At 73.4% G+C, this 24,539-nt stretch carries 22 protein-coding genes; 16 read left to right on the forward strand and 6 right to left on the reverse strand.

Going from position 1 to position 24,539, the window contains the following annotated elements:
• From ACFQQL_RS06940 to ACFQQL_RS06960, 5 genes are all read left to right on the forward strand, one after another.
• Complete coding sequence (locus ACFQQL_RS06940; protein WP_382392617.1) at nt 1–936, forward strand: ABC transporter permease; 936 nt, start codon at nt 1–3, stop codon at nt 934–936.
• Complete coding sequence (locus ACFQQL_RS06945) at nt 936–2,033, forward strand: ABC transporter ATP-binding protein (protein WP_382392619.1); 1,098 nt, start codon at nt 936–938, stop codon at nt 2,031–2,033. Before ACFQQL_RS06940 ends, ACFQQL_RS06945 begins: the two co-directional genes overlap by 1 nt.
• On the forward strand, nt 2,026–3,114 hold the full coding sequence (locus tag ACFQQL_RS06950; protein WP_382392621.1) for an ABC transporter ATP-binding protein: 1,089 nt from the start codon (nt 2,026–2,028) through the stop codon (nt 3,112–3,114). Before ACFQQL_RS06945 ends, ACFQQL_RS06950 begins: the two co-directional genes overlap by 8 nt.
• Nucleotides 3,111–4,871: an ABC transporter substrate-binding protein gene (locus tag ACFQQL_RS06955; RefSeq protein WP_382392623.1), complete on the forward strand. Its 1,761-nt coding sequence runs from the start codon at nt 3,111–3,113 to the stop codon at nt 4,869–4,871. The genes ACFQQL_RS06950 and ACFQQL_RS06955 overlap by 4 nt, the downstream gene beginning before the upstream one ends.
• 80 nt (nt 4,872–4,951) lie before the next feature.
• Nucleotides 4,952–6,814 (forward strand): endo-beta-N-acetylglucosaminidase, encoded by a 1,863-nt coding sequence (locus ACFQQL_RS06960; protein WP_382392625.1) that lies wholly within the window; start codon nt 4,952–4,954, stop codon nt 6,812–6,814.
• On the opposite strand, the gene ACFQQL_RS06965 is transcribed toward ACFQQL_RS06960, so the two are convergent.
• Nucleotides 6,793–7,974 (reverse strand): ROK family protein, encoded by a 1,182-nt coding sequence (locus ACFQQL_RS06965; RefSeq protein WP_382392627.1) that lies wholly within the window; start codon nt 7,972–7,974, stop codon nt 6,793–6,795. The genes ACFQQL_RS06960 and ACFQQL_RS06965 overlap by 22 nt on opposite strands.
• Nucleotides 7,975–8,146: 172 nt before the next feature.
• Here ACFQQL_RS06965 and ACFQQL_RS06970 point away from each other — a divergent pair, with 172 nt between their 5' ends.
• Nucleotides 8,147–9,574, forward strand: coding sequence for a beta-N-acetylhexosaminidase (locus ACFQQL_RS06970; protein WP_382392629.1), 1,428 nt, complete (start codon nt 8,147–8,149; stop codon nt 9,572–9,574).
• On the opposite strand, the gene ACFQQL_RS06975 is transcribed toward ACFQQL_RS06970, so the two are convergent.
• Together ACFQQL_RS06975 and ACFQQL_RS06980 are read right to left on the reverse strand one after the other, a co-directional pair.
• On the reverse strand, nt 9,556–10,398 hold the full coding sequence (locus tag ACFQQL_RS06975; protein ID WP_382392631.1) for an SDR family NAD(P)-dependent oxidoreductase: 843 nt from the start codon (nt 10,396–10,398) through the stop codon (nt 9,556–9,558). The genes ACFQQL_RS06970 and ACFQQL_RS06975 overlap by 19 nt on opposite strands.
• A gap of 42 nt (nt 10,399–10,440) precedes the next feature.
• Entirely contained in the window at nt 10,441–12,306 is a 1,866-nt protein-coding gene (locus ACFQQL_RS06980; RefSeq protein WP_382392633.1) for a dolichyl-phosphate-mannose--protein mannosyltransferase, read from the reverse strand.
• A gap of 17 nt (nt 12,307–12,323) precedes the next feature.
• Between ACFQQL_RS06980 and rsmI the strand changes: the two genes are divergently transcribed.
• A complete protein-coding gene (gene rsmI / locus ACFQQL_RS06985; protein WP_382392635.1) occupies nt 12,324–13,211 on the forward strand; it encodes a 16S rRNA (cytidine(1402)-2'-O)-methyltransferase in 888 nt (295 codons plus the stop codon).
• A 23-nt stretch (nt 13,212–13,234) separates the two neighbouring features.
• Here the strand turns inward: rsmI and ACFQQL_RS06990 are convergent, their stop codons facing one another.
• Nucleotides 13,235–13,786, reverse strand: a complete 552-nt coding sequence (locus ACFQQL_RS06990; RefSeq protein ID WP_382392637.1) for a pyridoxamine 5'-phosphate oxidase family protein — start codon at nt 13,784–13,786, stop codon at nt 13,235–13,237.
• An 85-nt stretch (nt 13,787–13,871) separates the two neighbouring features.
• On the opposite strand from ACFQQL_RS06990, the gene ACFQQL_RS06995 reads away from it, so the two are divergent.
• Genes ACFQQL_RS06995 through ACFQQL_RS07005 form a run of 3 tightly spaced genes read left to right on the forward strand, consistent with a single transcriptional unit; the run spans nt 13,872 to nt 15,530 of the window.
• A complete protein-coding gene (locus ACFQQL_RS06995; protein WP_382392639.1) occupies nt 13,872–14,387 on the forward strand; it encodes a winged helix-turn-helix transcriptional regulator in 516 nt (171 codons plus the stop codon).
• A gap of 5 nt (nt 14,388–14,392) precedes the next feature.
• Nucleotides 14,393–14,896 (forward strand): pyridoxamine 5'-phosphate oxidase family protein, encoded by a 504-nt coding sequence (locus ACFQQL_RS07000; RefSeq protein ID WP_382392641.1) that lies wholly within the window; start codon nt 14,393–14,395, stop codon nt 14,894–14,896.
• Between the two features lie 40 nt (nt 14,897–14,936).
• Nucleotides 14,937–15,530 (forward strand): GNAT family N-acetyltransferase, encoded by a 594-nt coding sequence (locus ACFQQL_RS07005; protein WP_382392643.1) that lies wholly within the window; start codon nt 14,937–14,939, stop codon nt 15,528–15,530.
• 6 nt (nt 15,531–15,536) lie between these two features.
• Here the strand turns inward: ACFQQL_RS07005 and ACFQQL_RS07010 are convergent, their stop codons facing one another.
• Nucleotides 15,537–16,115, reverse strand: coding sequence for an isochorismatase family protein (locus tag ACFQQL_RS07010; protein WP_382392645.1), 579 nt, complete (start codon nt 16,113–16,115; stop codon nt 15,537–15,539).
• 14 nt (nt 16,116–16,129) lie between these two features.
• Complete coding sequence (locus tag ACFQQL_RS07015) at nt 16,130–16,930, reverse strand: deoxyribonuclease IV (RefSeq protein ID WP_382392647.1); 801 nt, start codon at nt 16,928–16,930, stop codon at nt 16,130–16,132.
• A gap of 63 nt (nt 16,931–16,993) precedes the next feature.
• Here ACFQQL_RS07015 and metG point away from each other — a divergent pair, with 63 nt between their 5' ends.
• The 6 genes from metG to ACFQQL_RS07045 all read left to right on the forward strand — a co-directional run bounded on the left by metG (nt 16,994) and on the right by ACFQQL_RS07045 (nt 24,431).
• Nucleotides 16,994–18,802 carry a methionine--tRNA ligase gene (gene metG / locus ACFQQL_RS07020; RefSeq protein ID WP_382392649.1) on the forward strand — a complete coding sequence of 603 codons (1,809 nt, stop codon included), beginning with the start codon at nt 16,994–16,996 and terminating at the stop codon, nt 18,800–18,802.
• Nucleotides 18,803–18,806: 4 nt separating this feature from the next.
• Nucleotides 18,807–19,754, forward strand: a complete 948-nt coding sequence (locus ACFQQL_RS07025; RefSeq protein ID WP_382392651.1) for a TatD family hydrolase — start codon at nt 18,807–18,809, stop codon at nt 19,752–19,754.
• Nucleotides 19,755–19,892: 138 nt separating this feature from the next.
• Nucleotides 19,893–21,011, forward strand: a complete 1,119-nt coding sequence (locus ACFQQL_RS07030; RefSeq protein ID WP_382392653.1) for an aggregation-promoting factor C-terminal-like domain-containing protein — start codon at nt 19,893–19,895, stop codon at nt 21,009–21,011.
• Between the two features lie 207 nt (nt 21,012–21,218).
• Entirely contained in the window at nt 21,219–22,466 is a 1,248-nt protein-coding gene (locus ACFQQL_RS07035) for a transglycosylase family protein (protein ID WP_382392655.1), read from the forward strand.
• Between the two features lie 70 nt (nt 22,467–22,536).
• Nucleotides 22,537–23,481 carry a 16S rRNA (adenine(1518)-N(6)/adenine(1519)-N(6))-dimethyltransferase RsmA gene (gene rsmA / locus ACFQQL_RS07040; RefSeq protein ID WP_382392657.1) on the forward strand — a complete coding sequence of 315 codons (945 nt, stop codon included), beginning with the start codon at nt 22,537–22,539 and terminating at the stop codon, nt 23,479–23,481.
• On the forward strand, nt 23,478–24,431 hold the full coding sequence (locus tag ACFQQL_RS07045) for a 4-(cytidine 5'-diphospho)-2-C-methyl-D-erythritol kinase (protein ID WP_382392659.1): 954 nt from the start codon (nt 23,478–23,480) through the stop codon (nt 24,429–24,431). The genes rsmA and ACFQQL_RS07045 overlap by 4 nt, the downstream gene beginning before the upstream one ends.
• Nucleotides 24,432–24,539 lie beyond the last annotated feature (108 nt).

A 24,539-nucleotide genomic window follows, 5' to 3' on the forward strand; every position in this document is an offset into this window, starting at 1 on the left:
GTGCTGCGCAGGTTCCTCGGCATCCGCAAGGTCCAGATCGGGCTGGCCATCATCGGCTTCTTCACGCTCGTCGCGCTGGTCGGGAAGCCGTTCGCGACGTCCGTCCTCGGCCGCACGCCGGCCACCGTCTTCCTCGAGGCGATGGGGGCACCGCCGAGCGTCGCCCACCCGCTCGGCACCACCGTCAGCGGCCAGGACGTGCTGACCTGGATGCTGCACGGCACCTACAACTCGATGTACGTCGGGTTCCTCTCCGCCGCCATCGCGACCGTCGTGGCGCTGGTCATCGGGACCATGGCGGGATTCCTCGGTCCGGCGGTGGACCGGGTGCTCAACGCGCTGATCCTCGTCTTCCAGAACATCCCGAGCTTCCCGGTCCTCATCATCATGGCGGCGTTCTGGCGTGCGATGCCGTTGTGGATGGTCGCCGTCCTCATCGGCCTGTTCGAGTGGACCGGCGGGGCCAGGCGGATCCGTGCCCAGACGCTGAGCCTGCGGGGCCGCGACTTCACCATGGCGCTGCGGACCGTCGGGGAGAGCCGGATGCGCATCGTGCTGGTCGAGGTCATGCCGCACCTGTTCGGCGTCGTCTCGCCGCTGTTCCTCACCGCGATCGCGGTCGGCGTGACCATGCAGGCGTCCATCGCGATGCTCGGCATCGGCAGCGCGGCCGACCCGAGCTGGGGACTGATCATCAACTACGCCTTCCAGCAGAACGCGCTGTTCCGCGGCATGTGGTGGTGGTTCATCCCGCCCGGGCTGTGCCTGGCGCTCCTCGGCTTCGCCACCACCATGGTCAACTTCGGGCTCGACGAGGTCACCAACCCCACGCTCAGCTCCCGGCGCATCCGGCTGATGAAGAAGTTCATGAAGCGCGTGCGGGCCGGCCTGACCGGCAGCGCCGCCGAGACGCCCGCGAACCCGGCGAGGGCCTGATGCACGACGAGACCGTCGCGGCACGGACCGCCGACATCCTCCGGACCGAGCACCCCGCCGCCGAGACGACGGCGCAGATCGCCGCGCGGCTGGCGTCCGCGCCGCCGCTGCTGGTGGCCGAGCACCTCGACGTCACCTACGTCACCGAGGTGGGTGAGGTCCCCGCCGTCCGCGACGTCAACCTCACCCTGCACCGCGGCGAGATCCTCGGCATCGCGGGGGAGTCGGCGTCGGGGAAGTCGACGCTGCTCAACGCTCTCGCCCGCCTGCAGCGCCCGCCCGCCGTCACCAGCGGCGGGACCCTCACCTTCCACCGGTCCGACGGCGAGGAGCTCGTGCTCAGCGCGATGACCGAGGAACAGCTGCGGCGGTACCGCTGGACCTCCCTCTCCGTGGTGATGCAGTCCGCGATGGCGAGCCTCAACCCGGTGATCAGGCTCGGCTCCCAGTTCACCGACGTCATCCGCGAGCACGACCCCGAGGTCACCGAGCGCCAGGCGACCGAAAGGGCCGCGGAGCTGCTGGAGATGGTCGGCATCCAGCGGGACCGGCTGCGGGCCTACCCGCACCAGCTCTCCGGCGGCATGCAGCAGCGTGCGCTCATCGCGCTCAGCCTCGCCTGCGACCCGGACGTGGTCTTCATGGACGAGCCGACCACGGCGGTCGACGTGGTCATGCAGCGGCAGATCCTCAGCCAGATCCTGCAGCTGCAGGCCCGCCTCGGGTTCGCCATCGTCTTCGTCACGCACGACCTGTCACTCCTGCTGGAGATCTCCGACCGCATCGCCATCATGTACGCCGGCCGGTTCGTCGAGCTCGGCATGCCCGAGCAGATCTACGGCTCTGCGCTGCACCCCTACACCCGTGGCCTGCGTGGCGCCTTCCCGCCGCTGTCCGAGCCCGTCCGGCGCCTCGCGGGCATCCCGGGGACGCCGCCGGACCTCCTCGACCTGCCCGCGGGCTGCTCCTTCGCGCCGCGCTGCCCGCTGGCGAGCGAGGTCTGCCGCACCACGCGACCCGAGCTGCGCGAGATCGGCGGCGGCCAGGCCGCCTGCCACCACGCCGGCACCACCGAGGAGGTGACCGCCCGTGCCTGAGACGACGGCGGAGCGCGAGGTGGTCCTGCAGACCCGGTCGCTCGAGGTCCACTTCGACGGCCAGAACCACGCCGGGAAGAAGGTGCGCATCCGCGCCGTGGACGGCGTCGACTTCACCCTGCACCGCGGCGAGATCGTCGCCCTGGTGGGGGAGAGCGGCTGCGGGAAGACCACCATGGCGCGGGTCTTCTCCCTCATCCACGCCCCGACGGCAGGGGCGGTCACCGTGGCGGGCCGGCCGCTGAAAGTCGCGGCCCGGAACGAGCGCCGCTACTACCGGCAGGTCCAGCTCATCTACCAGGACCCGTTCGCGTCGATGAACTCGCTGAAGAAGATCCGGCACATCGTCGGCCGGGTGGTGAGCATCCACCACCGGATTCGCGGGCGGCGCGCGGTGCGGGAGCGCGTCGAGGAGCTGCTGGCCCGGGTCAATCTCACCCCGGCCGCCACCTTCGTGGACCGGCACCCGACCGACCTCTCCGGCGGGCAGCGGCAGCGCGTCGCGATCGCGCGGGCCCTCGCCGTCGAACCGGACGTCATCCTCGCCGACGAGCCGACCTCGATGCTCGACGCCTCGATCCGGCTCGAGGTCCTCAACCTGCTCGCGGACCTGCGGCAGCGGGACGGCCTGTCCGTCCTGTACATCACCCACGACATCGCCAGCGCGCGCTACCTCAGCGACCGGATCGACGTGATGTACGGCGGCCGGATCATCGAGAGCGGACCCACCGAGCAGGTGGTCACCGACCCCGTGCACCCCTACACCCAGCTCCTCATCGACTCCGCGCCGGACCCTGCCCACTTCAAGGGCTCCGGCCACAGCGCCGTCCAGTCGTCCTCGACGAACGCGCCCGTGGACAACTCGGTGGAGGTGGTCGGCTGCCGGTTCGCCAACCGGTGCCCGGCGGCCCAGGAGCGATGCACCAGCGGACCGATCCCCGAGTTCCGCCTGCCCGGCGGCCGGCGTGTGTCCTGCGTTCTCGCGGAGGACCGCGAGCAGGTCACCTCCGACGACGGCACGCCACCCCCACGAGACGTCCCCGGCAACGACGCGGACACGGCAAAGGAAGAGACCCCATGACCAGACCGATCACTCCTCGCGCACCCCACCCGATGAGCCGCCGCACCGTGCTGGGCGGCATGGGCGGCGCCACCCTGGCCACGCTCCTGGCGGCCTGCAGCGGCGGCGGGCCGCCGGGCAGCGGCGGTGGTGGCGGGAACGGTGGCGGCGGTGGTGGTTCCGAGGGCGGTGGCGTCCTGGTGGTCGGGACCGCCGTCGCCGCGTCGAACCAGTTCCCGGCGAACTTCAACCGCTACGGCGGCGGCGACACCGCGCCGGGTGTCGACCTCGTCTACGAGACGCTCTTCCGCATCTCCTCCAAGGACGGTGGGCAGCTGGTGCCCGTGCTGGCCGAGAGCGCCGAGCACTCCGAGGACGGTACGCAGGTCACCTACACGCTGCGCCGCGACGTGACCTGGTCCGACGGAGAGCCGTTCACCTCCCGCGACGTGCTGTACACCCTCGGCACGATCTACGGCGAGCCCAACCCGAGCCCCGCCGAGGACGAGTTCGTGTGGCTGGCCGCCCCGATCGAGACCCCCGACGACCACACCGTGATCGTCACCTACAACACCGACCAGCGGCAGCAGGAGGTCAACCTCGCGCTGTACTACCCGATCGTGCCGGCACACGTGTTCCAGCAGGGAGACGAGCTGGCCTTCCCGGAGGACACCATGGCCGAGCCGGTCGGCACCGGCCCGTTCGTGCTGAAGAGCTTCGGCAGCCAGCTCGTGCAGTACGAGGCGCGCGACGACTACTGGGGCGGCGAGATCGCGGTCGGTCAGATCGACTTCGTGCCGGCGGGCCAGGCCGGCAACATCGAGACCCAGATCACCCAGGGCAACGTCGACCTGGCCGAGGGGGGCGCCCCCGGCGTCGTGGAGGGCTTCGCCACCATGGCGGAGACCAACCAGTACGACTTCATCTCCGACGGGGCCTCACGCGGGGTGATCTTCCAGGTCCAGAACGCCGACCGCCCGATGGCCGACCTCAACCTGCGCAAGGCGCTGCGCGGCGCGATCGACGTCGAGGCCGTCGCCTCGGCCGCCGGCATCGGCTACACCCTCCCCAACCTCGCGGGCGTGGACCCGGTCATCAACCAGTCGCTGCAGCGGCCCGAGCTCAACGAGCCGATCGCGATGGATCTCGAGCAGGCCATGGCCGACCTCGAGGCGTCCGACTGGTCCATCAACGCCGCCGGCCACCTGGAGAAGGACGGCCGCGAGCACCGGCTGTCCATCCAGGTGCAGAACGACGACCCGACCGACATGGTCACCGTCCCGGTGATCGTGGCGCAGTGGAAGGAGAACCTCGGCCTCGAGGTCACCTTCGACCCGAAGCCGAAGGACGTCATGGACCGGGTGCTGCAGACCGGGGACTTCGACCTGGTGGTCAGCGGCCTGAACTACCCGGGCACGCCGTGGAGCAACTACACGATGTACGACCAGCCCGTCCCGGCGCCCGGGGAGGAGACCACCAACGGCAACTGGGGCCGGTACGAGTGGTCGGAGGAGACGGCGGCCGCGATGGAGATCCTCGTCTCGACGCTGAACTACCCGGAGAACGCCGAACGGATCGCCGAGGGGGTCCAGGGCGTGCAGGACGGGATCGTCGCCGACTGCCCGTACATCCCGTACCAGGGTGGCGGCATCGGCATGATGTCCTCCTCGACGAACTGGTCCGCGCTGCCCGAGCTGGCGGACGTCGACTACTTCCCGCGCGTGGGCGGGAGCGCCAACCTGAACCTCCTGGTCCAGGACCTCGAGCCCACGTCCTGATCCCCCGACCCCCGGGCGGGCGGCGCGGCACCCCTCCTGCCGCCCGCCCGTCCGGGCCCGCCGTACCGAGGAGCTGACCGGTGCCCGTGAACGTGTTCGACTCCCTTGCCTACGGGCGCGGCCTGGACGCGCCCGTGGCCCCCGCGTTCTACCCCGGCCCGGTCCCGGTGCGGGACGACGGCGTGGCCCGCCGCTCGATCCTCGACTGGTCCCCGGCCGCCGACCCGGACCTGCCGCTGCTGCGCAGCACCGTTCCGCTCGCCGCACGCCGGCCGCTGGACCCCGCCCGGCGGCCGGGTCCGCGCGTGATGAGCCTCGCCGGCTTCGGCCGCACCGGGGCCCGCTCGCTGCAGGGCGGCCCCACGGACGTCCACTACTCGTTCACCCACTGGGACCTTCTCGACCTGCTCGTCGTCTGGGGCGGCTCGTCCGCCGAGGGCCTGATCGTGGTCCCCGAGGCACCCGTGGTGGACGCCGGTCACCGCGCCGGCGTGCCCGTGCTCGGCACCGTGTTCCTCCCGCAGCGCGAGCACGGCGGCGTCCCGGAGTGGACCGACGAGCTGCTCGCCCGGGACGACGACGGCACGTTCCTGCTGACCGGCCGGCTCGCCGAGGCGGCCGAGGTGCTCGGCTTCGACGGCTGGTTCGTCAACGCCGAGACCCAGCTCGAGCCGGACAACGGGACCAGCGAGCGTGCGCGGGGCACCGCCGCGGAGATGCTCGCCTTCGTACGGGACCTGGGTCCCCGGGTCGACCACCTGGTCTGGTACGACTCCATGACCCGCGAGGGCCGCATCTGGTGGCAGGACGGCGTCACCGAGGAGAACCGCGAGTTCGTGGCCCGGCCCGGCGGCGCCGGACCGTCCGAGGTCTTCCTCAACTTCAACTGGGCCAAGCGGCCCGGGCACGTGGACGCCACGCTCGCGCGGGCCGCCGCACTCGGCCGCGCCGCGACGGACCTGTTCTTCGGAGTCGACACCGAGTCCCACGGCTCGGCGAGCGCGGTCCGGTGGGACGCGCTGGTGGAGGGCGGCTCGCCGCGCGGGTCGATCGGCCTGTACCGGCCGGAGGGCAGCATCCGGCAGCTGGAGGACTGGTCGCTGGAGGCGTTCCAGGAGACCGAGGCCCGGTACTGGGAGCCCGCGCCGGCGGGTGCGCGGTGGCCTGGCATCGGCGCCCTCGTGCCGCGCCGCAGCGCCCACCCGCTGCCGGTGGCCACCACCTTCACCACCGGAGCCGGACGCGAGTACCACGTGGACGGGGAACCGTCCGGCCTCGGCCCGTGGCACCACCTCGGCGTGCAGGACCCGCTGCCGCCCGAGCGCTGGGCCGGCCGCGGGCACGGCCTCGCCCCGGCGCTGGACTTCGATCGGGCCTGGCAGGGCGGGGAGGCGCTGCGCCTGGCGCCCGCGACCGAGCCCGGCTCGGTCCTGGTGTGGCGGGGCCCGGCCGGCGACCTCCCGGACCACTGGCCGGCCGAGGTCGTCGCGGAGGGCCGGGCGGTCTACGTCCTGGAGGTCGAGGACGACGGCGGAACCCAGCGGGTCGCGCTCGCGGACGCCGGGCCCGCCTCCGGCACCGGGTCGTGGCGCCGGTGGTCCGCCGTCGTGCCGCGGGCACCGCGTGGCAGCGTCACGGTTCGGCTCGAGGTGACCGGCCCGGAACCCGTGCTGGTCGGCGGACTCGTCCTGGGTGAGATGCCGGGCACCCCGCCGGCCGCCCCGACCGGGCTGGTGGCCGTCCGGCGGCCGGACGGGCTGCTGCTGACCTGGGACCGCGACCCGCAGGTGCACCACTGGGAGGTGCTGGTGGCCGGCCGGCCGGTCGGGCTGGCGTCCGGGGGAGCGTTCCGCCTCCCGGCCGGGACGGAGCGCGCGCAGGTCGCGCTGCGCGCGGTCTCCGCGCGCTGGGAGCGCTCGAGTCAGACCAGCCCGCGGTCCTGAGTGATCGTCTCGACGAGCTCCTCCACGAGCTCCTCGGACTGGATGATCCGCTCGAACGCGGCGGCCGTCAGGGCCGCCGGGTCGTCGAAGGACGTGCCCTGGACGATCCGCAGGTCCCGGTGCACCAGCGGCAGCGACGTGCGACGCAGCTCCTCGCCGAGCGGGCCGAGCAGCACGTCCCCGTAACGGGACAGCTCGCCGCCGACCACGAGCACGTCCGGGTCGAAGAGGTTCGAGACCTCGCCGAGCGCCCGGCCGGCCCACCGGCCGGCCTCGGCCACCGTCGCCTCGCCGAGCCTGGCCGCCGGCGTCTCGCCGGGCCGGCGTGGGGTGAGCCGCTCCACCGCGACGCCCTCCAGCGCCGCGAGCGCCGGCAGCGACGCGTAGTTGGTCAGGCAGCCGTACTTCCCGCACCAGCACGCCGGGCCCTTCCGGTTCACCGTCATGTGCCCGACCTCGCCGCCCCCGCCGCGGCTGCCGGTGATCGGGCGGCCGTCGACCACGAACGACAGACCGACGCCGTGGGAGAGGTGTACGTAGACGAGGTTGTGCGCGCGGCGCCCGGTCTCGTGCACGTACGCGGTCAGCCCCTGGAGCCGGGCCGCGTTCTCCAGCACCAGCGGGACGTCGAGCATCTCCGCCACGGTCCGGGCCGGGTTGGCACGGGTCCAGACGGAGTCGCGGTCGTTGGAGAGCGCCTCGCCGGTCTGCCGATCGGTCTGGACGTTGACGGTCACCAGCGCGGAGCGCAGCGGCGCGTCGGCCAGGTCGTCCCGGGTTCGGAGCCGGTTCACCGCGTCGACCGCGTCGCCGAGCCGCAGCACGCCGAGGCGGTCGACCGGCTCGGGCCAGCTCTCCAGGGCGAGGACGGTGCCGTCGAGCGTGCCGAGCGCGACGACGGTGCGCCGGGTGAGTGTCACGATCGAGACAACGAGTCCGGCGCGCGGGGAGAGCGTGAGCTTCTCCTTGAGGCGCACCTCGCCGTCGGGCGGGGGAGAGCTGGCGAACTCGCCGACCACGAGGTCGCTCTCCAGCAGGGCGTTCACGATGTTGGTCGAGGTCGTGCGGGCGACGCCGACCTGGCGGGCGAGGTCCGCGCGGTGCATGCCGCCGCGCCTGACGAGGGCCGCGAGGGCGCGTTTGAGGTTGCTGTTGAGCATCGGGTGCTGGGCCGTCCTTGGTCCGACTGAGGCACCACTCTAGGCCGAGGGGGCGCCCACGGGAAGGCATTTCTGTTCAAGAAATGAACACTATTCCGGTAGGCTTCCATGTCAGGTGCCCAGCACGGGAACCGGCCCGAACCCCTGAGCAGCGTAGCGATGAAGGAGACCCGTGTCCCCGCCGAACCTCGTCCCGCAGCCCCGTTCGCTCGCCCCGTCCACCGGTGACCTCGTCGTCGAGGGTGCCCCGTCCCTCGCCGAGTCCGTCGTGGAGGGCCTGGACGCCGAGGCCTACCGCCTGGTCGTGGACCCCGACGGCGCGACCCTCGCCGCGGGCTCCGTGGACGGTCTGGTCCTCGGACGCTCGACCTGGCGACAGGTCCTCGACGCCGCCACCACCGACGGCGAGGGCCGCACCGTGGTGCCCGGCGTGCGCATCGAGGACGCCCCGGCGTACGCCTGGCGCGGCCTGCACGTGGACTGCTCGCGCCACTTCACCCCGGTCGCCGAGCTCGAGAAGCTCGTCGACGCGCTCGCGCTGCACCGGATGAACCGGCTGCACCTGCACCTCACCGACGACCAGGGCTGGCGGGTCGAGATCGACGGCTGGCCGCGCCTGACCGAGGTGGGCGGGTACCGGCGTCGCACCCTCGTCGGGCACCACGGGTCGGCCGAGGGGCCGGACGCCGAGCCCACCTGGACCGACGAGCCGCACGGCGGCTTCTACACCCAGGACGAGCTGCGCGGCCTGGTCTCCTACGCCGCGGAGCGCGGCGTGGTGATCGTCCCCGAGATCGATCTCCCCGGGCACATGCAGGCCGCTATCGCCGCCTACCCCGAGCTGGGGAACCTCGAGGGGCCCGTCGAGGTCCGGGATGTGTGGGGCATCTCCGACCACGTCCTCGCGCCCACGGAGCGGGCGTTCCAGCTCGTGCGGGACGTGCTCACGCAAGTCATCGCGATCTTCCCGGGGCCCTGGATCCACATCGGCGGCGACGAGTGCCCGACCGTCGAGTGGGAGGCCTCGGCGCAGGCGCAGCAGTTCATGGCCGACCGCGGGCTGACCTCCGAGCGCCAGATCCAGCGGGAGTTCCTGACCGTGGCGCACGAGGTCATCGCCGGCGCCGGGCGCACCCTGGTCGGCTGGGACGAGATCGTCGAGGCAGACCCGCCCGCGGACGCCGTGGTGATGCTCTGGCGGCCCGGCGCGGACGTCCCGCTCGCCGAGCGCCACGGCCTGTCCTGCGTCTATGCGGGTTGCGCCACGCTGTACCTGGACCACTACCAGGGCGACCCGGAGCACGAGCCGCTGGCCATCGGCGGGCACACCACGCTCGCCGACGTCTACGGCACCACCGAGCTGCCGGCCGACGCGACCGAGCGGCAGCGCGCGCTGCTGCTCGGGGTGCAGGGACAGATCTGGCGTGAGTACGTGCCGGATGACGAGCACCTCGAGTACATGGTCTTCCCGCGCCTGTGCGCGCTCAGCGAGGTCGCCTGGGGTGTGCGCACGAGCTATGAGGACTTCGTGGGCCGCCTCCGGGGTGGGCACCTGGCCCGGCTGGAGAAGCTGGGGGTCCGCTACCGCCCGCTGGACTGAGCGCCGGCCCCGCGCCCGGTGAAGCCTGCCATCGACCCGTGCACGCCCATGAGGTGCGCCACCCGGTCGAACCCACCGGTCGGCAGCACGGCGCGCAGCACCCGGGCCAGGTGCACGCTCGCCGGCGCGACGACGTGCGGTCGCCCGGCGAGCAGACCGCGCCACGCCAGCTCGACCGCCCGCTCGGGGCTGAGCAGCGGGGTCAGGAGCGGGGCCCGCGCGCCGGCGAACATGCCGGTGTCCACGTAGGACGGGCTGTAGGTGGTCACCGTGACGTGGTCGTGCCCCGCCTGCGCAAGCTCGAGCCGGAGCGAGTCCGACCAGTGCAGGACGGCGGCCTTGGACGCCGCGTAGGCGGCCATCCGCGGGACGGGCAGCAGGCCCGACGCGGACGCGACGGTGAGGATCCGCTTGGGCCGTCCGCCGTCGTCCAGCATGGCGGGCAGGAGGCGGGTGGTGAGCCGGATCGGCGCTGCGGTGTTCACCGCGAGGGTGCGCTCGGCGTCCTCGGGCGCGCTCTGCCAGGCGTACGCGTTGGAGGAGACGACGCCGGCGTTGTTGACCAGCACGTCCGGGACGAGACCGTCCTCGAGGAGCGTCGCCGCGGCGGCGTCGAGCGCGGCCGGGTCGGAGAGGTCCACCTGCGCGGTGCGGACCGTCAGTCCGGCCCGGTCCGCCTCCTGCGCCACCTGCTCCAGGGCCGTGGTGTCACGCCCCCACAGCACCAGGTGGCGGGCGCCGTCCGCGGCGGCACGGAGCGCGAACAGCCGCCCCATGCCACGCGTCGCACCGGTGATCAGGACACGCGCACCGCGCACACTCATGAGCTCTCCTCGGTAGACCGCCGCCATGCTCGCACGGGCCGGTCAGATCCAGCTCGGCAGCCACATGTGCGCACGCCAGAAGTCGTACGGGACGGTCTGGCCGGTCCACAGCGGCCACCAGAACGCAGCGGCGACGAGCGCGAGCCCCACCACGAGGGCGAGGATCGCCCAGCCGCCGGCGGTGGGCCGGGCCGCGGCGTCGTCCGCAAGGAACCTGTCCAGCCGGGTCGGCGTGCCCGTGCGCCACCCGCCCGAGCGCGCCGCGGCGGCCGCGCCGGACGGGAGCCAGCCCGCGGGGTGCGGGGGTGGGCCGAGCAGCCCGCTGAGCAGCCCGAGGGCGAAGGTCAGGCTCAGCACGACGTACGGGACGAAGGCCACGGAGTAGAAGCTGAAGATCGTCCGGTCGGCGTAGGCGAACCACGGCAGGTACATGGCGCCGTAGCCCGCGAGGATCGCCCAGGCGCGCCAGTCGCGGCCCTTGGTCGCGGCGTAGACGACCAGCCCGAGCGCCAGGAAGCCGAGCCACCAGATCACCGGGTTGCCGAGGTTCGTGATCGCCTCGGCGCAACGGCTCGCCCCGCAGGCCTCGGGCGGCGGCTCGGGGTCCGGCCAGTAGAACGAGGTGGGCCGGAGCTGGAGGATCCACAGGATCGGGTGGGCCTCGTAGGAGTGCTCCGAGTCCAGGTTCCGGTGGAAGTCCCACATCACCACGTGGTACTCCCACCACGAGTTGAGCCAGTCCGGTAGCCAGGCGCGGGGCAGCGGTTCCCCGCTCGCGCGCAGCTCGGCCGCCCACTGCCGCCGGTAGGAGTCGGGGTGGGCGAACCACGAGGCCCAGCTCGCCAGGTAGGTCAGCGCGGCGGTGGGCACCAGCGCGAGGAACGCCGGGATCCCGCCGCGCAGCACGCTGCCGGACAGCCAGCGCCGCTCCCCGACGGCACGCCGCGCGGAGAGGTCCCCCGCGTACGCCAGGATGCCGAGCACCGCGACGGCGTAGGCGCCCGACCACTTCACGCCGCAGGCGAGCCCGAGCGCGACCCCGGCCGCGACCAGCCACCAGCGCACACCGGTCCCGGGCAGCCAGGCAGGTCCCGTCGTCGCCTCCTGGGACTCGGTCGCGGCCCGTGCCTCGGCGGTCCGGCGCGCGAGCCGCGCGCGGGAGGCCTCACGGTCGCGCAGCAAGCACCAGAACCCGACCAGCACCCAGAACATGAGGAAGACGTCCAGCAGCGAGGTGCGCGACTCCGTGAGGTGCACGCCGTCGACGGCGAGCAGCAGTCCGGCCGTCGTGCCGAGCGCCGCCGAACGGAGCACGCGCGTCGCGAGCCGGGCGAGGATGAGTACCGACAGCGCCCCGACCACGGCCGCAGAGAACCGCCAGCCGGCCCCGTTGTCCGGCCCGAAGAGGTGCAGCCCGACGGCGATCATCCACTTGCCGAGCGGCGGATGGACCACGTAGTCGGCCTCGGTGACCAGATCGGTGTAGGTGCCGTCGATGAACCGGTCGTTCGCGTCGTCGGCCGGCCAGTCGCCCTCGTAGCCGAGCGTCAGTAGCGAGTAGGCCTGCTTGACGTAGTAGGTCTCGTCGAAGATCAGCCGGGTCGGGTGGTTCAGGTCGACCAGGCGCATGACTGCGGCCAGGGCCGTGACGATCAGCGGGCCCAGCCACCCCCACAGCCGGGCGGTGGGGTCGAGCCGGTCGCCGCGCGGACCCAGGCCGAGCCGGCGCCGGAGCGCGTCCTCGATCTCGGCGGCGCTCCGCGGCGGGGTCGGCGTCGTGGTGACCCGGCGCTCGCGGAAGTCGCTGCGCAGGACGGCACGGGTCAGCCGCGTGCGGTCGGAGGTCTCGGGCTGCGGCTCGTCCACGTCGCCGCCGCCGTCCGGCGGCGTGCGGTCGGGCGTCGTCACCCGGCGAGTGTAGGTCGATGGGGGAGACTGGGCCGGTGAGCACGGTCCAGGACGAGTCGCCGGGCCCGGCCGCGCGGCCCGGGGTCATCCTCCTCGCGGCCACGCCGATCGGCGACGTCGAGGACGCGCCGCCACGTCTCCGGCGAGTGCTGGCGGAGGCCGACGTCGTGGCCGCCGAGGACACCCGGCGACTGCGGGCGCTCGCGGCGCGGCTCGGGGTGCGTGTGAACGGACGGCTGGTCAGCTACCAGGAGCACAACGAGGCCGAGCGGGCCCCGGAGCTCGTCCGCGCCGCCCAGGAGGGCCGCTCGGTGCTGGTGGTCTCCGACGCCGGCATGCCCTCCGTCTCCGACCCCGGCTACCGGCTGGTCGGCGTGGCGGCCGAGGCGGGCGTGCGGGTCAGCGTCCTGCCGGGGCCGTCGGCGGTGCTGACCGCGCTGGCGCTCTCCGGGCTGGCGACAAACCGGTTCTGCTTCGAGGGGTTCCTGCCGCGCAAGGCCGGTGACCGGTCGCGCGCACTCGCGGCGTTGGCGCGCGAGCCACGGACCATGGTGTTCTTCGAGGCGCCGCACCGGCTTGCCGACACCCTTGCGGCCATGGCCGAGACCTTCGGCCCGGACCGGCGCGCCGCCGTCTGTCGGGAGCTGACCAAGACCTACGAGGAGGTCCGCCGCGCACCGCTCGAGGAGCTCGCGCAGTGGGCCCAGCGGGGCGTGCGGGGAGAGATCACCGTGGTCGTCGCCGGCGCGGTGCCGCAGGAGGCGTCCGTGGCGGACCACCTCGCCCGCGTGCTGTCGCTCGTCGACGGCGGCACCCGTCTCAAGGACGCCGCCGCGACGGTGGCGGGGGAGACCGGGCTGAGCAAGCGCGAGCTGTACGAGGCGGCGCTGGCCGCGCGCCGCTGACCGCGCGAGGACTGACCGGTCGGTCAGCCCTCGCGCGACCACCCGGCGCCGGCCCGCCCGACGAGCCACCGTGTGGCGGTCAGGCCGTCCGGTCCGAACCCGTACGCGCGGGTGGGCTCGAGACGGTAGAAGGCATACTCGGGCGAGCCGGGGAGGCTGTCGTCGTACGCCGCTCCGGCCCGCAGGGTGAGCTCCCACGCGTACTTCGTCCGGAACGCCTCGGCCGCCGCCCGGAGCTCGCCGGTGCCGTGCACCCGGCGTGCCTCGCCCTCGACCACGAGATCGAGCGTGTCGCTCGCGGCCGTGAGGACGCAGCGGTCGTCGTGGGCCAGGTTCCGGCCCTTGCGTGAGGTCGGCCGGGTGGTGAACCACGGCGTCCCGTCCAGCCACACGGGTGAGACCGGCATGGCGTGCGGCCGGCCGTCGGGCCGGACGGTCGAGAGCCAGGCCTTCGGTGCCGCGCCCAGGCAGGCCGCAGCCTCGCTCCAGGGCTTGATGGTGGCTCGGTCGGTGCTCATGGGGGTCGCGTCGTCCTCGCCGAACAGCAGCTCGGCGACCACCGGCTGTGGCTCCATCGCATGCTCCCTCACATCGTTGCGGACAGGGCGACGGTAACGCAGTTACTTCCTTCAGGAAAGGGACCGTGCTAGCGTGCCGGCCATGCAGCGCACTCGGTTCGGGGACATCACCTGCTCGATCGCCCGGACGTGGGACGTCATCGGCGAGCCCTGGTCGCCGCTGATCCTGCGCGACGTCTACGTCGGGATCACGAGGTTCGACCAGCTCCAGCAGGAGCTCGGCGTCTCCAGCAAGGTGCTGAGCGAGCGGCTGAGGTGGCTGGTCGACCACGGCGTCCTGGCCCGCGAGGCGTACTCGAGCAGGCCTGCTCGGTACGAGTACACCCTGACCGAGAAGGGGTCGGAGCTGTGCGACCTGCTCCTCGTCATGGTGCGGTGGGGCGACCGCTGGACCGCGGGCGAGACCGGGCCACCGGTGCTCTACCGCCACGACGCGTGCGGCCAGGTCAGCCACGTCGACCTGCGCTGCGCCGCGTGCGGCCGGCCCATGCACGCCACCGACGTCGAGGTGCTCCCGGGGCCCGGAGCGGCGTCCGGTCCAACCCGCGAGCAGCTCTCGGGTCGCACCGAGAGTCGAACCGAGAGCGGAAAGGACTGAGGACGATGCCGACAGCCGAGCTCCTGGAGACCACCGGCGAGGTCGCCTACGAGACACCGACCCCGTGGGAGGAGGTCGATGCCGCCCTGGCAGGATCGCGGAGCACGTCCTGGCTCGTCACCGAGCGGTCGGACGGACGGCCGCACCAGCGTCCCGTCTGGGCCGAGTGGGTCGACGGGTGGCTGTACTTCTGCTGCGGCCGCACCGCGAAGGCCGGCCACCTGCGTCGCGACCCGCGCTGCAGCATCGCGGTGCCCACCCGAGACCTCGACGTCGTCCTCGAGGGACGCGCGCACCGCGTCGAGGACGAGGCCGAGCTGCACCGCGTGCGCGACGCGTACGCCACCAAGGGGTGGGCGCCCGTGGTCCGAGACGGGACCCTGCACGACGTGCTCGGCGCCCCCACCGCCGGGTTGCCGCCCTACGACGTCTACCGGGTCGAGCCCGACGCCGCCTACGGCTTCCCCACCTCCGACGCAGGACTCAGCCCCACGCGTTGGCGTTTCTGAAGTCGTTCCGCCGGGCAGCCCGGCGCGCTACTGTCCGAGCGTGACGAGCGCACGGGCCGGTGCCGGGACCGAGGTCCACTCCGCCGTCGGCCGGTACGACGACTTCTACGAGGTGGTCGGCGTCAAGAAGCCCGGCGGCAAGGGCTGCTGGTGCATGTCCTACCGGGACTCGCGGGTGCCCGCCGAGGGGCGGCCGCGGTACATGCAGGACCTGTGCGCGTCCGAGCCCGGCCCGGGCGTGCTCGCCTACGTCGACGGGGTGGTGGCCGCCTGGTGCTCCGTCGCGCCCCGCAGCACCTACCGGCGGCTGATGCACTCCCGCACCATCCCGCTCCTCGACGACCGGGACCCGTGGGTGGCCGTCTGCTTCGTGGTCCGACCCGGCTACCGGCGGCGCGGCCTCATGCACACGCTGCTCGACGGCGCCGTCGCGCACGCCGCCGCCCACGGCGCGGAGGTGGTCGAGGGTTACCCGGTCGAGGTCGACGACGGCGCGCGGGTCGACGTCACCAGCGGCTACGTGGGCACCACCCACCTGTTCGAGGCGCACGGCTTCCACCGCGCGGCCGCCACCACGGGCCGCAGCGGCCATCGGCAACGATGGGTCATGCGCCGCGAGCTGGCGGGCGGGTGACCGGCGTCAGCCCAGGTCGGACTCGGCCAGCTCCACGCCCGCGGCCGTCATCTGCTCGCGGGCCAGGGCGCCCAGCTCCGGGCTCACCGGCACGGTGAGGTCGGTCAGCACGCGGGTGGCGAAGCCGAGCTGCTTCGCGTCCAGCGCCGTCTCCTTGACGCAGTGCGACTCCACCAGACCCACCACATCGACAGCCTCGACGCCGGCGTCCCGGAGGATCTTCTCGAGGCTGCGCCCCTCCTCGTCGGTGCCCTCGAAGCCGGAGTACGCGGCCGCGTACTGCCCCTTCTTCACCGACGCGTGGACGCTCAGGCCCTCCAACGCCGGGTGCAGCTCGGCCTCGGGCGTCCCGGCCACGCCGTGCGGCGGCCAGGTGTCGACGAAGTCCGGGTCCTCGGAGAAGTGGTCGCCCGGGTCGATGTGCCAGTCCTGGGTCGTCACCACCGCCGCGTAGCGCGCGCCGCGCTCGCGGGTGTAGCGCGCGACCCGCTCGGAGACGGCGTTCGCGCCCGGCGAGGGCAGCGCGCCGCCCTCGCAGAAGGTGGGTTGCACGTCCACGAGGACGAGCGCCCGGTGCTCGGTCACACCGCCATTCTCGCTCAGCCGACCTGCTGCCGCAGCCACGCGATGTCGGCGCCCTGCCCCTCGGCGCCCCCCGGCGTCTCCACGATGATCGGCGCCCGCGCCTCGCGCACGAGGCCCGCCAGCTCCTCCGGGTCGAGGCTGCCCGCACCGAGGTTCGTGTGCCGGTCCGCCCCGGAGTTGAACGCGTCGCGGCTGTCGTTGGCGTGCACCAGGTCGATCCGTCCCGTGATCGCCCGCACCCGCTCCACCAGGCCGGGCAGCGGCTCACCGCCGGCGAAGGCGTGGCAGGTGTCCAGGCAGAAGCCGACCGTCTCCCCGCCGTCCGCCTCGAGCACGGAGGCCCACAGCCGCTCGATCCGCTCCAGTCCCCGGGCCATCGCGCTGGTCCCGCCCGCGGTGTTCTCGATGAGCACCGGGACCGGCATGTCGAGGCCGTCGATGCACTTGCGCCAGTTGTCGAAGCCCTTCTCCGGATCGTCGTCCTTCAGCACGTGGCCGCCGTGGACCACGATCCCCGCGGCGCCGATCTCGGCCGCGGCGCTCACGTGCTGCTGCAGCAGCTTCCGGGACGGGATGCGGATCCGGTTGTTCGTCGTCGCGACGTTGATGACGTACGGCGAGTGCACGTACAGCGTGACGCCCGCGGCCTCCGCGGCGGTCCGCAGCCCGGCGGCACCGTCCGGGTGGTCCACCACGGGCCCCTTCCAGCCCTGCGGGTCGCCGAGGAAGATCTGTGCCAGGTCCGCGCCGCGTGCCTGCGCCTCGGCGATCGGGTCGCCGCCGTGGATGTGTGCCCCGATCAGTGGCGTCGTCATGGTCCCGAGCCTAACCGCGCCCGCTGACAGCGACGCCTCCGGCCCGAACTAGGCTTGGCCACCATGACCCGCATCCTCTCCGCCCTGGCCTGGCCGTATGCCAACGGCCCTCGCCACATCGGGCACGTCGCCGGATTCGGCGTGCCCGCCGACGTCTTCTCCCGGTACATGCGCATGGCCGGTCACGACGTCCTCATGGTCTCCGGCACCGACGAGCACGGCACCCCTATCCTCATCGCCGCGGACGAGGCCGGCGTGAGCCCGCAGGAGCTCGCGGACAAGAACCACCGCCTCATCGCCGAGGACCTGGTCTCCCTCGGCCTGACGTACGACCTCTACACGCGCACCACCACGCGCAACCACCACGCGGTGGTCCAGGAGCTCTTCCTCGGGGTCTACGAGAACGGCTACTTCGTCGAGGAGACCACCTACGGCGCGGTCTCCCCGTCCACCGGCCGGACCCTCCCGGACCGGTACATCGAGGGCACCTGCCCGATCTGCGGCTACGACGGCGCCCGCGGCGACCAGTGCGACAACTGCGGCAACCAGCTGGACCCGGCCGACCTCATCGAACCCCGCTCCAAGATCAACGGCGAGACCCCCCGGTTCGTCGAGACCCAGCACTTCCTGCTCGACCTGCCGGCCCTCGCCGAGGCGCTCGGGGAGTGGCTGGACGAACGGGAGCGCACCGGCCTGTGGCGGCCCAACGTCATCCGGTTCAGCCAGAACATCCTCAAGGAGATCCGGCCGCGGGCGATGACCCGCGACATCGACTGGGGCATCGCCGTCCCGCTCGACGGCTGGCGGGAGAACCCGACCAAGAAGCTCTACGTCTGGTTCGACGCCGTCATCGGGTACCTCTCGGCGTCGATCGAATGGGCCCGCCGCCTCGGCGACCCGGACCGCTGGCGGCTCTGGTGGAACGACACCGGCGGCGAACGGGCGCTGTCCTACTACTTCATGGGCAAGGACAACATCACGTTCCACTCCCAGATCTGGCCCGCCGAGCTGCTCGGCTACGCGGGCAAGGGCGCCAAGGGCGGCCGGCCCCGGCAGTACGGCGAGCTCAACCTGCCCACGGAGGTCGTCTCCAGCGAGTTCCTCACCCAGGAGGGCAAGAAGTTCTCCTCCTCCCGCGGCGTCGTCATCTACGTCCGCGACCTGCTCTCCCGCTACCAGCCGGACGCGTTCCGCTACTTCGTCGCCGTCGCCGGGCCCGAGACCCAGGACAGCGACTTCACCTTCGCCGAGTTCGTCCGCCGCACCAACGACGAGCTCGTCGCCGGGTGGGGCAACCTCGTCAACCGGACCGCGAGCATGATCGCCAAGAACTTCGGCGAGATCCCGCCCGCCGGGGAGCTGACCGACCAGGACCGCGCCGTGCTCGACCTCGTCGAGCGCACCTTCCCGGCGGTCGGCTCCCTCATCGAGCGGCACCGGCAGCGGCAGGCCATCACCGAGGCCATGCGTGCCGTCGGCGAGGTGAACCGGTACCTCGCGGACACCGCGCCGTGGAAGATCAAGGACGACCCCGAGCGGCTCGGCACCGTCCTGCACGTGGCGGCCCAGTGCGTCGCCGACCTCAACCTCGTCCTCGCCCCGTTCCTGCCGTTCTCCGCGAACGCCGTCGACCGGGTGCTCGGCGGGCCGGGGGACGTCGCCCCCATGCCGCGCCTGGAGGAGGTCGAGGACCTCGACGGCGGCGCGCCCTACCCGATCATCACCGGCGACTACGGCGACGGGGCGTTCCCCGCCTGGGGCCGCCGCGCGATCGTGCCCGGCACCCCGGTGGCCAAGCCCTCGCCGGTGTTCACCAAGCTCGACGAGTCGGTCGTCGACGAGGAGCTCGCCCGCCTCGGGGCGAAGGCCTGAGGCCGTGAGCAGGAGCAAGCGACGCGGTTGGCCCGCGCCACCGGACCCGCTGCCGGGGCCCGTCGTGGACAACCACGCCCACCTGCCGGTCCTCGACGACGCCGGCAACCCCGTCGACGAGGACGACGTCGCCCTGCCGCCCGGCGAGTCCCCGCTGACGACGGCGGAGCAGGTCACCCGCGCCGGCGAGGTGGGCGTCGCCCGGATCCTCACCGTCGGCTGCGACGTGCCCTCCCTCGCCGGCTCGGTGGCCCTCGCCGAGGAGCACGCCCAGATCGCCGCGGCGCTCGCCATCCACCCCAACGAGGCGCCGCTGCACGCCGGGGTCCGCGAGATCGCCCCCGACGGTCTCGACCCGGCCGTCCGGCCGCACCACGACCTCCCGCTCGAGGACGCCGTCGCCCGGGTCGCCGACCTCGCCCGCCACGACCGCGTCGTCGCCGTCGGGGAGACGGGACTGGACTTCTTCCGCACCGGCGAGCAGGGCCGCGCCCACCAGGTCCGTGCGTTCCGGGAGCACATCGCCCTCGCCAAGGAGCTGGGCAAGCCCCTGCAGATCCACGACCGGGACGCCCACGCCGAGGTCGTGGAGATCCTCCTGGCCGACGGCGCCCCGGAACGCACCGTGTTCCACTGCTTCTCCGGCGACGTCGCGCTCGCGGCCACCTGCGCCGAGCACGGGTGGTACGCGTCCTTCGCCGGTCCGGTGACCTTCGCCAGGAACGACGCCGGCCGGGAGTCGCTGCGCGCCCTGCCGCCCGAGCTCGTGCTGGTCGAGACCGACGCGCCCTACCTGACGCCGGCACCGTTCCGGGGCCGCCCGAACGCCTCCTACGTCATGCCGCTGACGGTCCGCGCGATCGCCGCGGAGTGGGCCGGGAACGGCCTCGACCTCGCCGCGACCTGCGCCCGCCTCACCGCCAACACCGACGCCGTCTACGGCCCCTGGTGACGCACGGCCCGATGCCCGTCCGCACCGGCCGCGACCGGTGATGCCACCCACAGAAGGGGCTCGGTGACTTTTCACCGGGTAACGGATCGGTTACGGTCGCACCGATCCGTCTTCCCTCCAGACAGGACCATCAGATCCGTGGCACCCCGATTCCTGCGGCGCTCGACCGACGCGCCGGACACCGAGAACACTGTGAACGACACCCCAGCCTCCGAGACGCGCCGCTCCCGGCGACTCGCTGAACGTCGCCGGCTCGCCGCCGGCGCCCTGGGCATCCCCGGCGGCGTCGTCAAGGCCCTCCGGATCGGCGTCCTCGGCGCCGTCGTCGTCGGCACCGGTGCCTTCACCGTCAGCCAGGTCGGCGCGCAGCCGCGGGTCACCGCGCCCGCGGACCTCGCCGCCGTCGAGGCGGGCACCCTGAGCCTGCGCGACGCCGGGCAGGGCGTCTCCCGCTCCCAGGTCGCCAGCCGCGTCGCCCTCGAGGCCGACGGCGCCGTGAGCTTCCGCGTCGCCGTTGACGGCCAGACCCGCCAGGTCACGACGAACGCACCCACGCTCTCCGAGGCTCTCACCGAGGCGGACATCGTCGTCGGCGCCGACGACGTGGTCTCCGCCGACCTGAGCGAGCCGGTTCCCGAGGGGCAGATCGTCCGCATCGACCGGGCGACCACCGAGCACGTCACCGAGGAAGAGGTCGAGGAGTTCGAGACCATCGAGGAGGAGGACCCCAACCTCCCCGAGGGTGAGCGCGAGGTCGAGGTCGAGGGCCGCGACGGCGTGACGACCTCCACCTTCCGCGTGGTCCGCGCCGGCGGCGAGGAGGTCAGCCGCGAGCACGTCGCGACCGTCGTCGTCTCCGAGCGCCGCGACAAGGTCGTGCGCGTCGGGACGATGGAGGCCGTCGAGAGCCCGTACTCCACCTCCTCGGACGGTTCCGCACCGTCCGGCAGCTACTCGGGCGACCCGCGCGCCATCGCGCAGTCGATGGTCGCCGACCGCGGCTGGGGGGCGAGCGAGTTCTCCTGCCTCGACGCCCTGTGGCAGCGCGAGTCCAACTGGGACCCGTACGCGCAGAACCCGTCCTCCGGCGCCTACGGCATCCCGCAGGCGCTGCCCGGCACCAAGATGGCCTCCGCCGGTTCCGACTGGCAGACCAACCCGGCCACCCAGATCGCCTGGGGCCTGGACTACATCGCCGGCCGCTACGGCACCCCGTGCGGCGCGTGGGGTCACAGCGAGAGCGTCGGCTGGTACTGAGCCGCCGGCACGACGGGCGTCTCCGTGGCGAACGCCACGTAGACGGACTGTAACGGTTCGATTACAGTCGACACGTCCGCGATGCGGACGCGTCGACCATGACAGCCGGATCGGACCGGTCGTCGGGCCGTGCAGAGCACGAGCGAGGATCCCTCCTCTTCGCCCGCCGTCGCTCCGTGCCCGGGTGAGCCCGAGCAAAGGACACTCGTGAGCGAGAACAACGCCCTCGAGCCTTCCGCCAGCACCCCCGCCACCCCCGAGAACACCGAACAGACCGAGTCCCGCCCGCGCCGTCGCCGTGCGCTGTGGGTGGCCCTCGGCCTGGTCCCGGTGCTCGTGGCCGGCGGTGCCGTGGCGGCACACGCCCACAAGACCGTCGATCTCGAGATCGACGGCGAGACGCAGACCGTGACCACCTGGTCCGGCTCCGTCGAGGGCCTTCTCGCCGAGCAGGGCATCGAGGTCGACTCGCGCGACCTCCTCGCGCCCGAGCCCGGCGCGGCCCTGACGGACGGCGGCGAGGTCGTCGTCCGCAACGCGCGCCAGGTCGCCGTCGAGATCGACGGGGAGCGGCGCGACGTCTGGACCACCGCCCTCACCCAGGCGGACATCGTCTCGAGCCTCTTCGAGTCGGGCCGCGACATCACGATGAGCGCGTCCCGGTCCCTCGACCGGACCGCACTCGACCTGCCGCTGGTCGTCGACGACGAGGTCATCGTCATCGCCGACGGCGAGCGGAACCGGGTCCACCTCGAGGGTGAGGCGGACGTCCAGGACGCGCTGGACGCCGCCGACGTCGAGCTGGGCCGCCAGGACCACGTGGAGGTCGGCTCGGCGAACGACGGCACCGCCACCGTGACCGTCACGCGCGTCGTGCACGGCGAGCGCACCGAGACCCGCCGCGTCGACTTCGAGACCGTCGAGCAGGCGGACGACTCGATGTACGAGGGCGAGACTCGCGTCGTCCAGGAGGGGCGGCCCGGCGAGCGCACCCTCACCTACGCCACCGTCCGGGTGGGCGACGAGCTCGTCACCTCGCGGCGGGTCAGCAACGAGGTCACCACCGACCCGGTGAACCGGATCGTCGCCTACGGCACCGCCGAGCGGCCCGCGCCCGAGCCGGAGCCGGCCCCGGCGCCGTCGTCGTCCGGTTCGGGGTCCTCCTCGTCCTCCTCGTCCTCGTCGTCCGAGAGCAGCGGCGGCGGCTCCGCCCCGTCGAGCGGCGTGTGGGCCGCGCTCGCCCAGTGCGAGTCCGGCGGCGACCCGACCACGAACACCGGTAACGGCTACTACGGCCTCTACCAGTTCTCGCTGCCCACGTGGCAGTCGGTCGGCGGCACCGGCCTGCCGAGCGAGGCCTCGGCCAGCGAGCAGACGATGCGGGCGCAGATCCTCCAGCAGCGCGCCGGGTGGGGCCAGTGGCCAGCCTGCGCCGCCGAGCTGGGCCTGTACTGACCCGGACCACCGGCGCACGGCCCGGCGAGCGGACCCGCTCGCCGGGCCGTGACGTCGTTACGCTCCCCTCGTGACGACCTCCGGACCTGGGCTGCTCGGCGCCGCCGACCTGCGGCGGCTGGCCGAGGGGCTCGGCGTCCGCCCCACCAAGACCCTCGGTCAGAACTTCGTGCACGACGGCGGGACCGTCCGGCGCATCGTCCGCACCGCGGGCGTGGTGGCCGACGACCTCGTCCTCGAGGTGGGCCCGGGCCTGGGCTCCCTGACGCTCGCCCTCCTCGAGACCGGTGCCCGGGTCAGCGCCGTCGAGATCGATCCCGTGCTGGCCGGCGCGCTGCCGCGCACCGTCGCGGAGCGGATGCCGGAGGCGGCCGGACGCCTCGCCGTGCTGCGGGCCGACGCCATGACCGTCACGGACGCGGCCCTGCTGCCCGTCCCCGCCGGGTCGGGACCCGGCGCCGCGGAGCCCACCAAGCTCGTGGCGAACCTGCCGTACAACGTGGCCGTGCCCGTCCTCCTGACGCTGCTGGAGAACCTGCCGAGCCTGCGCGAGGTCCTGGTCATGGTGCAGGCGGAGGTCGCCGACCGGATCGCCGCCCCACCCGGGTCCCGGGTCTACGGCGTGCCGTCCGTCAAGGTCGCCTGGTACGCCGATGCCGCGCGCGCCGGGACCGTGGGCCGCAGTGTCTTCTGGCCCGTCCCGAACGTCGACTCCGCGCTCGTGCGGCTCACCCGGCGCGAGCCCCCGCGGACCGTCGCGGCCCGCGAGGAGGTCTTCGCCGTCGTGGACGCCGCCTTCGCGCAGCGGCGCAAGACGCTGCGCGCCGCGCTGGCGGACCGTGCCGGCTCGGCAGCCCGCGCCGAGCAGGCGCTCCGGGCCGCCGGCATCGACCCCGTGCTGCGCGGTGAGCGGCTCGGCATCGCGGACTACGCCCGTCTCGCCGAGGCGCTGCGCGCCGACGGCGGCCCGATCGGCGACGCGTCCCGGCGGACCTCTGGCACCCTGGGCCCGTGAGAGCAACGGAGGAGGTGCACGTCAGGGCGCCGGGCAAGGTCAACCTGACTCTGCGCGCCTGGCGGCCCCGTGAGGACGGCTACCACCCGCTGGAGACCGTCTTCCAGGCCGTGTCCCTCTACGAGGACGTGGTGGCCCGGCACGCCGAGGACATCACCCTGGAGATCCGCGGGCGGGGCGCGGACAGCCTCCCGACCGACGGTCGGAACCTCGCGGTCCGGGCCGCGGAGCTGCTCCGGGAGACGGCGGGCGGCTCCGCCGGCGCGCATCTGACGCTCACCAAGCAGGTGCCGGTCGCCGCCGGGATGGCCGGCGGCTCGGCGGATGCCGCCGCGACCCTCATCGCCTGCGACCAGCTCTGGGGCACCGGCCTGGGCCGGGAGGAGCTCGCCGAGCTCGCTGCGGAGCTCGGGGCGGACGTCCCGTTCGCCCTGACCGGCATGTCCGCCATGGGCACCGGCCGCGGTGACCTCATCAGCCCCGTCATGAGCCGCGGCCAGTACCACTGGGTGCTCGCGATGCAGGAAGAGGGCCTGGCCACGCCGGAGGTCTTCGACAAGCTCGACGAGCTCCACCGCTGGGAACCGGGCCGTCCCGAGCCCGAGGAGGACGAGCTCGACACCACCCGGCGGCCGAGCGGCGCGGTCGTCTCCGCCCTCCTCGGCGCGGACCCGCTGGTGCTGGCCCGGGCCCTCTACAACGACCTCGAGGTCGCGGCGGTGTCCCTGCGACCCGAGCTCGGCGACGTGCTCGCCGCGACCGAGCGAGCCGGCGCCCTCGCCGCCGTCGTCTCCGGCTCCGGCCCCACCGTGGCCGCGCTCACGCTGGACGCCCCGCACGCCGCCAGTGTCGCGGGCGTGATGCGGTCCGCCGAGGTCGCCTCGGAGGTGCACGTGGTCACCGGGCCGGTCCCCGGTGCGCGGGTCCTGGAGCACGTCGGCCGCCGCTGAGCACTCCTCACGGGGGCGAGCGAAATCACCTCGCCGCCGGAGCCGGGAATGCTGGAGAATGGACGACCGTTCCCACGTCGTGCGCAGCGTCGCCGCGGCAACCCGCTC

The sequence above is a fragment of the Georgenia alba genome (assembly GCF_042665525.1).
Lineage (GTDB): Bacteria > Actinomycetota > Actinomycetes > Actinomycetales > Actinomycetaceae > Allobogoriella > Allobogoriella alba.

Coding starts and splice junctions, on each gene's coding strand:
- rsmI (WP_382392635.1), top strand. CDS start 12,324: ATGGGGGAGACTGGGCCGGTGAGCACGGTCCAGGACGAGTCGCCGGGC.
- ACFQQL_RS06975 (WP_382392631.1), bottom strand. CDS start 10,398: ATGAGTGTGCGCGGTGCGCGTGTCCTGATCACCGGTGCGACGCGTGGC.
- ACFQQL_RS07000 (WP_382392641.1), top strand. CDS start 14,393: ATGCCGACAGCCGAGCTCCTGGAGACCACCGGCGAGGTCGCCTACGAG.
- ACFQQL_RS06990 (WP_382392637.1), bottom strand. CDS start 13,786: ATGGAGCCACAGCCGGTGGTCGCCGAGCTGCTGTTCGGCGAGGACGAC.
- ACFQQL_RS07015 (WP_382392647.1), bottom strand. CDS start 16,930: ATGACGACGCCACTGATCGGGGCACACATCCACGGCGGCGACCCGATC.
- ACFQQL_RS06955 (WP_382392623.1), top strand. CDS start 3,111: ATGACCAGACCGATCACTCCTCGCGCACCCCACCCGATGAGCCGCCGC.
- metG (WP_382392649.1), top strand. CDS start 16,994: ATGACCCGCATCCTCTCCGCCCTGGCCTGGCCGTATGCCAACGGCCCT.
- ACFQQL_RS06995 (WP_382392639.1), top strand. CDS start 13,872: ATGCAGCGCACTCGGTTCGGGGACATCACCTGCTCGATCGCCCGGACG.
- ACFQQL_RS06965 (WP_382392627.1), bottom strand. CDS start 7,974: ATGCTCAACAGCAACCTCAAACGCGCCCTCGCGGCCCTCGTCAGGCGC.
- ACFQQL_RS06945 (WP_382392619.1), top strand. CDS start 936: ATGCACGACGAGACCGTCGCGGCACGGACCGCCGACATCCTCCGGACC.